This is a genomic window from Dyadobacter sp. CY323 (assembly GCF_021390245.1).
In the GTDB taxonomy this organism is placed as follows: Bacteria; Bacteroidota; Bacteroidia; order Cytophagales; family Spirosomataceae; genus Dyadobacter.
Window position 1 is genome coordinate 475,219 of the sequence record NZ_JAJUXH010000002.1, and the last position, 11,240, is coordinate 486,458.

The 11,240-nt window shown below is 44.5% G+C and carries 9 protein-coding genes; 5 read left to right on the top strand and 4 right to left on the bottom strand.

The genetic code is table 11. The features are described from left to right. Positions 1-22: 22 nt before the first annotated feature. The gene (locus LZG72_RS05395) at positions 23-397 is read right to left on the bottom strand and encodes a PadR family transcriptional regulator (protein WP_233868508.1); all 375 of its coding nucleotides are present in this window, start codon (positions 395-397) and stop codon (positions 23-25) included. A gap of 236 nt (positions 398-633) precedes the next feature. Between LZG72_RS05395 and LZG72_RS05400 the strand changes: the two genes are divergently transcribed. From LZG72_RS05400 to murA, 4 genes are read left to right on the top strand one after another with little or no spacing between them, the layout of a single operon-like run. Continuing rightward, positions 634-1,143 carry a dihydrofolate reductase gene (locus LZG72_RS05400; protein ID WP_233868511.1) on the top strand — a complete coding sequence of 170 codons (510 nt, stop codon included), beginning with the start codon at positions 634-636 and terminating at the stop codon, positions 1,141-1,143. Between the two features lie 31 nt (positions 1,144-1,174). Beyond that, positions 1,175-4,135: a C25 family cysteine peptidase gene (locus tag LZG72_RS05405; RefSeq protein WP_233868514.1), complete on the top strand. Its 2,961-nt coding sequence runs from the start codon at positions 1,175-1,177 to the stop codon at positions 4,133-4,135. A gap of 57 nt (positions 4,136-4,192) precedes the next feature. Continuing rightward, the gene (locus LZG72_RS05410) at positions 4,193-4,924 is read left to right on the top strand and encodes a DUF4290 domain-containing protein (RefSeq protein ID WP_233868517.1); all 732 of its coding nucleotides are present in this window, start codon (positions 4,193-4,195) and stop codon (positions 4,922-4,924) included. A gap of 40 nt (positions 4,925-4,964) precedes the next feature. Continuing rightward, a complete protein-coding gene (murA, locus tag LZG72_RS05415; RefSeq protein ID WP_233868520.1) occupies positions 4,965-6,272 on the top strand; it encodes a UDP-N-acetylglucosamine 1-carboxyvinyltransferase in 1,308 nt (435 codons plus the stop codon). A gap of 65 nt (positions 6,273-6,337) precedes the next feature. Here the strand turns inward: murA and LZG72_RS05420 are convergent, their stop codons facing one another. Next, positions 6,338-7,192, bottom strand: coding sequence for a DUF1080 domain-containing protein (locus LZG72_RS05420; protein ID WP_233868523.1), 855 nt, complete (start codon positions 7,190-7,192; stop codon positions 6,338-6,340). A 109-nt stretch (positions 7,193-7,301) separates the two neighbouring features. On the opposite strand from LZG72_RS05420, the gene LZG72_RS05425 reads away from it, so the two are divergent. After that, entirely contained in the window at positions 7,302-8,627 is a 1,326-nt protein-coding gene (locus LZG72_RS05425) for a deoxyribodipyrimidine photo-lyase (RefSeq protein WP_233868526.1), read from the top strand. Between the two features lies 1 nt (position 8,628). Here LZG72_RS05425 and LZG72_RS05430 read toward each other — a convergent pair whose 3' ends face one another. Further along, entirely contained in the window at positions 8,629-9,909 is a 1,281-nt protein-coding gene (locus LZG72_RS05430; protein WP_233868529.1) for a pitrilysin family protein, read from the bottom strand. A 79-nt stretch (positions 9,910-9,988) separates the two neighbouring features. Then, on the bottom strand, positions 9,989-11,140 hold the full coding sequence (gene porV, locus LZG72_RS05435; RefSeq protein ID WP_233868532.1) for a type IX secretion system outer membrane channel protein PorV: 1,152 nt from the start codon (positions 11,138-11,140) through the stop codon (positions 9,989-9,991). Between the last annotated feature and the right edge of the window lie 100 nt (positions 11,141-11,240).

Here is an 11,240-nt window from a genome sequence, read left to right on the forward strand (position 1 = left end):
AATATCGAATGTCTCTAAATGATCAGTTGGGGTCAGGAAGATTGCTTGCTGCCGTTTTGCTCAAATCCTCTGTACGTTGTATCACAGTTTGTACAGATTCCGCCAGCTCAAACCATGTGGCCTGCATTGCATCCAGAAATATTTTCCCCTCATCCGTCAAAACATAATATTTCCTCGGAGGTCCGGAAGACGACTCCACCCATTTGTAATCCAGCCAGCCCGAGTTTTTTAACCTGGTAAGAAGCGGGTACAATGTTCCCTCAACCACCATAATGCGAGCGGACGTTAGTTCATCCAACATATCTGAAGCATATACTTCGCCCCTCGAAATGATGTGCAGAATGCAGAATTCCAAAATTCCCTTCCGCATCTGCACTTGGGCATTTTCAATATTCATGTGGTTTCATGTGTTAATTTAAATGAATAAGTTCATGGCTAATAGATAGGATTTGACCTTCTAACATAACAAAGGTATACACAGGTACTTTGCGATGCAAGGTACCATGTTAAAAAGATTCGTCGGTTATGAAGAATGGTTAATTTTATGGTTGACCGGCGGAATAACCGGATGGCCTTTTTTAATGACCGATAAATTGAAATTTTGATTGACAAACCAACTAACAGCAAGTCATTTTGCGATCACAAACACAGCTTTATATCATCGCCGCAACGAGCGAAAACCGGGTAATCGGATCGGGTGACCACCTTCCCTGGCACCTTCCCGACGAATGGAAACATTTCAAAAAAGTGACTGCAGGAAAACCATTTATAATGGGAAGAAAGAGTTTCGAGGCGCCCGACGCATTACATTCTTCCTATCGAAATGTAATTGTCACATCCAAACCACCCGCACAAAATGATCCATTAACGGAATACGCAAAAGATATTCCTGCTGCTCTTGCGTTACTTTCTGACGAAACGGAAGTATTTGTATTAGGGGGCGCGTCAATTTTTGATCAGATGCTGCCCCTTGTACAAAAACTTTTTTTAACCATTGTCCACGCACAAGTAGAAGGTGATGCTTTTTTTCCGGTTATAGATCAAAATGACTGGGAGCTCGTTAGTTCCGAATTTCACGGAACCGATCCTGAACATATATACTCGTTTTCGATGAACTTGTATGTAAGGAAGGGAACTGGCTAGGCGGAGCTGAATTTGTGCACCATTTACAACGATGAAACACGCATTTATACACACGATCACTTGTTACTTCATTCTGGTCTTTAACCACGTTTCCGCTCAAAAGCAGTTTGGGAATGAATGGATCAATCCCCATCAGACTTATTTCAAAATACCGATAAGTGAGACTGGGTTATACCAGGTCACGGTTGGAGAACTGATAAATGCGGGTTTTCCTGCTGACAGCATTCTCGCGTCTTCCATTCAATTATTCCGCCGGGGCAGCGAGCTGGCGATTGAAGTAACATTGGATAAATCGGGCAAACTTGGGGAGAATGGGAATATTCAGTTTTATGGCGAAAAGAATGACGGAGCTGCGGATTCACTTTTGTATGTGTCACCGAAGTCTATGCCTCATTCGCATTATAGCCTCTATTCAGATACAGCTGCGTATTTTCTAAGTTGGCGGGTGGATGGATTACCTGCCAAAAGAGTTTTTGAGCACCATTTTCAAGATACCAAAAACCGCATTGAATATCATTTCGAGGAAAACATCCAGCTTTTCAATTCGCATTACCTGCCTGGAAAATTCTATCCGGCCGGCAGCAACTTCGACACGGGTTCCGTCCTCACGGATTATGATGCGGGTGAGGGCTGGACTGGCCCCGAAATCCCCGAAAATCAAAGCTTTGAAATGGTATTTAATACCGTTAATGCAATGTCAGAACAGTTTACAAAGGCCGAAATAGAGCTCGTTCTCACTGGCTGGACTTCGGGAAAGCATATCTATGAAGTTTGGAACGGAGATAAAGCGAACCTGAAAAGGAAAATTGCTACGGTTGATTTTTCCGATTACGAAACGTCGAGAGTACATGCACTTTTACAAAAAACAGATCTGAACCCCGATGGAAAAGTAAACCTGACACTACTTCCGGTTGACAAAGGTGGTCACATTTCCGTTTCGTTTGCCAGGCTTCGCTATCCTCAGAAATCCAGTTTTGAAACCGGCATTGGTCAAAAACGCTATTATTTCGATTCTTCACAGAATGCTCGCTGGTCGATTTCGGCGGGTAAAGACGTTCGTTTTTACGATTGCTCCGATCCATTTAATGTTCGGAAATTAGCTCAGGAAAATTCAGAGATCTTAATTGGCAATTCCTCAAAAGTGATTGGGGTAAATCAAAAGCTGAAAATCGGCAAAATGCAGGTAACAAAACTTGGGACCTTTGAAAACCTGCAAACCGATTACCTCATCATTTCCCACCCACTTATGCACATTCCGGTTGCCGGACGAGATCCTGTGACCGAATATGCAAATTACCGACACTCCGAAACGGGTGGGAATTATAATGTGCTGGTCGAAGATATTACGGAGGTGTATGATCAATTCAATTACGGAGATCCGGGTCCGTCCGCGATCAGAAATATCATTTCATTCCTCCAAAAAGAAGGGAAACTGAAAATGGCATTGCTTATCGGAAGATCCATTGATCCGCAAAAAGCACGGAAACTACCCCAACCCAGCCTTACCGATATGATCCCTAATGCGGGCTGGCCGGGATCCGATATCGCATTAGCGATGACGCCGGGTGAATCAGGTGACTCTTACCCGATTGTTTCCGTTGGTCGAATCAATGCATTAACGTCTGAAAATGTGCTGGACTATTTGCATAAAGTGCAGGCTGTGGAGGCAGAACCGGCTTCTGCACCGTGGAGAAAAAACGTACTGCATCTGAGTGGCGGCAGGTCACGCGACGAGCTGGCCGCATTTAAAGGATATGTGCATGCATTCGAAAAAAAACTGATTGATTTGTCTTTTCCGGCATTGGTTAAAACAATTTCCAAGATATCCGACGACCCGGTTGAGCAGGTTCCTATTCACAATGAACTGAATAAAGGCGTGTCGCTCATCACCTTATTTGGGCATTCCAGTCTGGATGTGACCGATATTGATATGGGTTATGCGAGTAATCCCGCGAACCGGTATCGAAATCATCCCAGGTACCCGGCGGTAATTGTAAATGGCTGCGCATCAGGAAGCATTTTTCATTCAACCAACACCCTGAGCAGCGACTGGATATTTTCACCTAACAATGGCGCAGTACTTTTTCTCGCTCACACTTTCAACGGAAATTCGCTCGCATTGAACCGATACACGGATATTTTCTATGAAGTATTGAGTGACAGCAATTTTACGCATCAACCTTTCGGACTGATCCAGCAGGAAGCAATCAAACGGAATCTGAGCCGAAATCCAACCATTTACGATCGCATTACCGTGCGGCAAATGAACCTGCATGGCGATCCCGCAATCCGGATCTTCCCCGGAAAACTTACACCGAATGACAGTGCCCCTGAAAAGCCCAATGACCTTCCATTAACCATTTCCGTTCGATTAAACGGAAGGCAACTGGCAGATAATGAGTTTATTCAACCAAAACCAACGATTTCAATTGAGCTCAGGGATTTCAATATCTCATTAAGTGACACCACCGCCCTTTTGATTTGGGTAAAACAAAAATGCAATGGATGTCCTGAAAAAAGGATTTACTTAAATCGGGCGGTTTGGAAAAAAACTTCATCAGGTCACATAACCATGGATGTTGATGTTCCGAAACCTTTTATGCCCGGAACGTACCGACTTACGGTTCAGGCCAGTGATTCCAACCGGAATGTAGCACCCGTATATCAGATCAATTTCCGTGTTTCAGGTGAGAAGCAAATATTTAAAGTGGGAATTTCACCGAATCCGTCTTCGAAATGGTTCAAGATTAAGTTCGAACTTGAAGACACCTCCGAAACGTGTGAAGTACAGCTCAAAATTTTTAATGTATCAGGAACGGCCGTGCATACAAACACATTTAAGCCACGTATTGGGATCAATGAATGGTTCTGGCATCCTGGTGAATTGCCGACAGGGGTTTATGTTTATCGTCTGACGATTTCAGGAAAAGATATAAGCGTTTCCGACGAGTCCGAAAAGACCTTTGAAGGACGACTGATCTGGGTGGATTAGAGCTTTTCTTTCGTTAAAACTTCTTACTTTTGTTTGTAATATAAATGATTCAATCCCTTGAAAGAATACGGAAGCAACGTACAAAAGCTCGCTGAACACATCGTAAAGATGGAGGACAGGACAAAACGTAACCTCTACGCACACATTCTGGTTGAACTCATGCGGCAAATACATCCGAACATGAGGGACAATCAGGACTACACAAACAAATTGTGGGACGATCTGTACATCATTTCCGGTTTTCACCTGGATGTTGACAGCCCATTTCCACCTCCATCCCCGGAAGCTTTGGGGAAAAAACCTTTGAAAGTGGGTTACAACCAGTCGAACCTGATGTACCGTCACTACGGAAAGAACATTGACCTGCTTCTGGAAAAGGCTATTCAAACTGAAAATAAAGAAGACAGGCTTGCTTTTGTTTCTTACATTTTTCGTTTGATGCGTTCCTTTTTCAATGCCTGGAACAAAGACAATCCCGAAGACAGTGTTTTGCTGGGCCAATTGGCGCAATTAAGCAAAGGTGCATTGGAAGAAGAAATCGATTACATACGTCAAAACGGCCCGGTAGACGCGGCGCCGAAAGATCGCAACAATAACAGCGGCGGTCAGGAACGTAATCGTGGAAATCATGCAGGCGGAGGATTTAAGGCACAATCCAGCCACAATACTGAAAGGCAAGGAAACAACAATCAGGGAAATCCCAGTCGGAACCGGCCAAACAACAAGTTTTCAGGTCGCAATAACAACGGTAACAATCGCAACAACCGTAAGAAACCCGGGGGAATATAGCACCCGGGGCAACTAGTCCAGTCAATTGCCCAAACCATCTATGGCTTCATTTAAAATTACCGGGGACAAACGTCTCAAGGGTGAAATTGTACCCCAAGGCGCAAAAAACGAGGCGCTGCAAATTATATGTGCGGTACTCTTGACCAAAGATCCGGTCACAATAAATAATATCCCGAATATCCGCGACGTCAATCAGCTCATCAATCTTTTGGGTGATCTGGGCGTACGCCGCACAAGGTTAAGTGAAACTTCGATACGGTTCGAGGCAAATGACATTAATCTGGATTACCTGGAATCAGATTCATTTCGTCAAAAGGCCGCAGCTTTACGTGGCTCGGTAATGCTGCTTGGCCCAATGCTCGCACGTTTCCGCAAAGGCAGGATCCCCAGGCCAGGCGGCGACAAAATAGGTCGCAGAAGGTTGGATACGCATTTTTTGGGCTTTGAAAAACTCGGTGCCACATTCAGTTATGATGGCGAAGACGGCGGATTTTACAGAGTAGACGCCGCAAACCTCAAAGGCACTTATATGCTTTTGGATGAAGCATCAGTAACCGGAACAGCCAATGTACTGATGGCCGCGGTAATGGCGGAAGGAACTACGACTATCTACAATGCCGCGTGCGAACCTTATTTGCAGCAACTTTGCAAGATGCTGAACCGCATGGGCGCTAAGATTTCAGGAATCGCCTCCAACCTGCTTGTTGTAGAAGGTGTTACTGAACTACATGGGACCGACCACACCATGCTTCCGGATATGATTGAGATCGGAAGTTTTATCGGGCTCGCTGCCATGACCAAGTCTGAAATTACCATTAAGGATTGCCAGATTCCCCAGTTAGGCATTATACCGGACGTTTTTCAACGTCTGGGCATTCAAATGGAATTCCGTGGAGACGATATTTTTATCCCATCGCAGGAACATTACCGCATTGAAAATTACCTCGACGGCTCTACACTTTCCGTAGCCGACGCTCCCTGGCCAGGCTTTACGCCTGACTTGCTGAGTATTATTTTGGTAACGGCGACACAAGCACAAGGAACGGTTTTGATCCACCAAAAGATGTTCGAGAGTCGTTTATTCTTTGTGGATAAACTCATTGAAATGGGCGCTCAAATTATACTTTGCGACCCCCACAGAGCCACCGTGATAGGACATAACCGCGAAACACAGCTTCGCGGAATACGCATGACCTCGCCGGATATCCGTGCGGGAGTTGCATTGCTGATCGCAGCAATGTCCGCCAAAGGAGTAAGTATCATTGATAATATCGAGCAGATCGACAGAGGTTATCAGAATATCGATACTCGCTTGAATGCGATTGGAGCTGAGATTGTTAGGTTGTGAACAGCTGTTAGCTTTTAGCCGTTAGCCATTAGCTAAAAAACTAATCGCTAACAGCTAAAAGCTTATCACTTCTTCCCAAACGTACATTTACCATTATCCGCCTTCACATAATAGGATTTATAATTGGTTGCTTTTGGGTCCATGCAGCCTTTTAAGTCCAGAATTTCTACTTTCCTGAATTCTACCGGATGACTCTCACTTTGAAGTGAAATGGAACCGTGATCCAAGAGTTTTCCGGCAATCATGATAGACGGATCGTGCCCGCTCACATTACCCCCGCCTAACTGCGGCTTGTTGTATTCCAGCACCATTTCTCCATTCGCAAAATGCTGAATGAGCGAATCGCCCAATACCAGTACCTCCGCTTTTACCCACTGATCGCCATTATAAGTTTTTGATTTTGAAGTAATGCAATGCTGGGTAACCAGTTTGCCATCGATCACCACATTTGTTCCGGGCGTACAGAGGTTGCAGGTGGTGCGCACTTTATCATTTCCACCAAGCAGCTGTACTTCAATGGAGGCAGGAAAATCCTGATCTTTTCCCATTGTTGCAGCAGGCTGTCCGTGCACCATAATGCCACTGTTACGCCATGCCCATCCTTCACCTTTGGGAGCTTGCTCGCCTACAAAACGGTATTCAACCGAGATCCGGTAATAGGAATAGTCGCCTTTGTAAAAAATATGGCCATATTTCTGTTTAAAATCATCATAACCATCGTAGCGGACAACCATTTTTCCGTCTTCTACACGGAAGGTATTTTTATAGTTGTCGTTGAGTTCGTAGCCCCGGATCTTCACGTCCCAGCCATCCAGGTTCTTTCCATTAAAAAGCTGCTTCCATTCTTGCTTATCCGCCTTTTTTTGTCCCATCACCGCCATGGATATCAGGCAAAGGATGGTTGCGATCTGTACTTTCATGAATAAAGGTTATTTTGAATTGTAAATTTTGGCCGGATTATTTTAACATCCAAATAACGACTTACTTCGTACCTATTCCAAAAGTCGGGGCAAATTTGATACGCTGTTTATGAGTATAAGTACAAAAGAAAAGATTGCCGTTTTCTGGTTTCGGAGAGATCTCCGACTTCATGATAATGCCGGACTATACTATGCGTTGCGTTCCGGCTACCCCGTTGTCCCCCTTTTTATTTTTGACAAAAATATACTGGATGATCTTGAAAATAAGCAGGACGACAGGATCACCTTCATCTACAACGCCATTGAGTCCATTCGGAAAGAGTTAAAGGCAATAGGTGCGGATATTTTAGTCCGATATGGTACTCCGTTAGAAATTTGGAAGAAGTTAAGTGATGAATATGATCTGGCGGAAGTTTATACCAATACTGATTATGAAGTATATGCGACGGAACGGGATCAGGAAGTTTATAAAATTGTCAAAGAAAAGAAAACTGCGTTCAAAACCTGCAAAGACCAGGTAATCTTCGAAAAGAAGGAAATTCTCTCTTTGCAGAAAACGCCATTTACCGTTTTCACTCCATACAGCCGCGCCTGGAAAGAAAAATGCGACACGTTTTATCTCTCCTCATACCCAACTGAAAAGTATTTCGGGAACTTTCTTACATGGGAAGGTGGAACAATCCCTACCTTGAAAGAAATGGGGTTTGAAACTTCTGACTACCAATTTCCTTCCGAAGACGTGCCAGCTGAATTATTAAAAGACTATTCGAAGAAGCGTGATTTCCCCGCCGAAGAAGCCACCAGCCGGATTGGCATTCATCTTCGGTTTGGGACAGTGAGCATTCGCGAACTTGCCCGGAAAGCCAGGGAAAATAGCGATACGTTTCTCAACGAATTGATCTGGCGGGACTTCTATCAGCAGATTCTCGCAAACTTTCCGCATGTTGGCAAAGGCCATGCATTTCGCCCTGCGTATGACCACATCAAATGGAGATACGATGAAGAAGATTTCAGGAAATGGTGTGATGGAAAAACGGGTTATCCCATGGTAGACGCGGGAATGCGCCAGTTGAATGCCATCGGCTTCATGCATAACCGGGTGAGAATGGTTACCGCAAGCTTTTTATCTAAACATTTACTGATCGACTGGCGTATGGGAGAAGCTTATTTTGCAAAAAAACTTCTGGATTACGATTTAGCAGCCAATAATGGCGGCTGGCAATGGGCGGCTGGTTCGGGTACCGACGCCGCACCTTACTTCCGCATTTTCAATCCCACCGCGCAAGCAGAAAGATTTGACCCGAAAAAAGAATACATCCGGAAATGGGTACCCGAATATGGGACAAATGAATATCCGGAACCCATGGTCGATCACAAAATGGCCCGGGAACGTTGCCTCAAAGCTTATAAAGAAGCATTAGACAAAGGGAAATAGCCTATTTCCCACCAGCGATCACGGTAAGCATCACTTCGGGATTTAAATAGGTATTTGCCATTTCCATTACATCTGCTTGCGTTGTAGCATGAATGCGCTCGATGTAACCGGAGTAAAAATCTGCCGGCAACCCATCGAGCAGAAGAACTTTTTGGCGATCCGCCACCTCGAACGCGGTGTTGAGCGAGCCTGCGAATTCTCCGGCCATGAAATTCTTAACGGTTGTCAATTCTTCTTCGCCTACCATTTCAGTTTGCAGGCGATGGATTTCTTTTTTGATTTCATCGATGGTCTGCTGTGTAAATTCCTTTTTCACATCGGTTCCAATCATGAAATATCCCGCATTTTTTAATGTGACCAAATGGGAGGAAATCCCGTAAGTGAGGCCCTTTTCCTCCCGGATATTTTTCATTAGCCGTGACCCGAAATATCCGCCCAGGATTTCATTGGTAACAAGCATTTTGAAATAATCCGGATGCTGACGATTAAATAGAATCCGGCCCATTCGAATGGAGGACTGCACACTATCCGGACGCTCTACCACCGTCTCTACCTGCTCATACGAGGTGGAGGATTTGAACCCGATGTTAACGCCGCCAGAACTTATTTTGCTTTTTCCGAGCGTCTCATTCACCGTTTTCACATCGGCTTCTTCCACCTGACCTGCAAGTACCACGGTGAATTTCGCGTTCTTAATGAACTTGTTATAATGTTCAAGAATCGCATCTTCGGATAAATTCACCAGGTTTGTTTCTTCCTGACTCTGCCCGTATGGATGATCTGTACCAAAAAGCTTTGCTCTAAATGCCGTAGTCGCCAGATACGCGGTCTTTTCCTTATTTACCTTAAGATTCTGAAGTGTTATATTCCTCAATTCTTCGAGTTCCTTCTCTGGAAAAGTTGCTTCCTGAATCAATTCACTGACTAATGGCAAAACATCCGGTAAAAAACGGGAAAGGCAGTAAACGACGATTCCTATACGATCCGATGTGTGGGTCATTTCTGTGAATGCGCCAAGCCTGTCGAAAGCCTCGCTGATTTCCTGCGAAGTAAGACTGGAAGTACCTTCCGGCAACATTTTGATTGCAAAGTATGATGCTCCAATATGGCTTTCGTACCAATTTCCTGCTTCAAAAATACATTCCAACCGGATCACTGGCTGCTCTCCAATATTGATGACGTGCAATGCAATGCCGTTATCGAGCGAATAAGTTTGAGGTTCTGGTAAACTAACCGTATTGATAATCTTAAAATCAGGGGCAATGGTACGATCCAGTGACATGGGCAATGATGAGTATAAAAAAACGAATGACGTTACAATAACGCCATTCGTTTCGAAAAAAATTAATTTCAGCTAGTTCTTAGTTTTCAGTATCGCTCACATCCAGCTTTTCGGCTTTGTTCAAACCGAGAGAAAGTGTAATGCGGAGCGTTTGTGCCAGCGGGCTTCCCTGCGTGGTTGGGAACATGTAAGCAAAATCAACCGAATATTTATCCATGAATTTTGCTCCGGCGCCAGCAGTGAAGAACCTGCGGTCACCTTTGTTTTTACTTTCTCCAAAATACCCGGCTCTTAATGCGAAAATACTGTTATACCAGTACTCTACTCCGGCCGCAACCGCAACTTCCTGGATTTCTTCGCTAAAACCATCCGGCGCGTCAGAGAATGATCCGAATACACCATTTAACAATGGTCTCTGGTTATAGGCTGTACCATCTGGTGTTGGAACCATCAGCTTATTCACGTCAACAATAAAATTGAAGCGGTTTCTGCCATCACCCGTAAATGATAACCCGGCGCCAACTTTAAGGTTCGTAGGAATAAAGTTTTCAGTATTGGTACCTGCACCGTAATTGATCTTTCCCCCCAGATTTGAAAGTACTGCTCCCAAAGACCAGATAAACTCGCCTCCGGTCTCATCGTTTTTCGTCACGTTACGGTAGAATGCGCTGATGTCACCAGCAGCTGTACGCGCAGGGGCAATGGAAACACCATTAATGACCGACGTCCCCGCTAAGTTCGAGGAAATGTATTTCAGGGTAAGACCCATCGAGAAATTCTTCGCCAGCTGCCTCGAATATGTTCCGCTCAATGCAAGTTCTCTTGAATTAAAATAACCCATTTGAGTTCCGACGGCATCACGCAAATCCAGTTCACCATTATTAAAGTAATTAACCGAAAACGCCACCGCCTGTTTGTCACCTAGTTTTTTGTAGCCGGTAAGGTATCCCAACCACATGTCGTCAACCAGATTTCTCAGCCACGGCGTGTAGGATGCGGAGATCCCAAAATCCTTGGTATTGTAAGGTAATTTGGCTGCATTCCAGTAAGTAGAGTTTGCGTCGGGGCTTAATGCTACTCCGGCTTCTCCCATTGCAGCGCTTCTGGCGTCAGGTGCAAATGTTAAAAATGACAGTGGTGATGCGGGGATTCTTAGTGTGTCCTGCTGAGCGAAAAGAACCCCAGAAGATAGAATAAATAGTGAGGATAATGTACCAAAAAAAAGTCTCATAGAAATTGGATTTGCGATAGGAAGTGCTTTGAATCAGCTTCTTTAAAGGGTCAAAAATACGATGAAAGATAGTTAATACTAAAAAAATGCTAAGTTTTAT

Bases quoted from the DNA above. Each gene is read 5' to 3' on its own strand.
- LZG72_RS05395 (WP_233868508.1), bottom strand. From the start codon at position 397: ATGAATATTGAAAATGCCCAAGTGCAGATGCGGAAGGGAATTTTGGAA.
- LZG72_RS05405 (WP_233868514.1), top strand. From the start codon at position 1,175: ATGAAACACGCATTTATACACACGATCACTTGTTACTTCATTCTGGTC.
- murA (WP_233868520.1), top strand. From the start codon at position 4,965: ATGGCTTCATTTAAAATTACCGGGGACAAACGTCTCAAGGGTGAAATT.
- LZG72_RS05420 (WP_233868523.1), bottom strand. From the start codon at position 7,192: ATGAAAGTACAGATCGCAACCATCCTTTGCCTGATATCCATGGCGGTG.
- LZG72_RS05425 (WP_233868526.1), top strand. From the start codon at position 7,302: ATGAGTATAAGTACAAAAGAAAAGATTGCCGTTTTCTGGTTTCGGAGA.
- LZG72_RS05430 (WP_233868529.1), bottom strand. From the start codon at position 9,909: ATGTCACTGGATCGTACCATTGCCCCTGATTTTAAGATTATCAATACG.
- porV (WP_233868532.1), bottom strand. From the start codon at position 11,140: ATGAGACTTTTTTTTGGTACATTATCCTCACTATTTATTCTATCTTCT.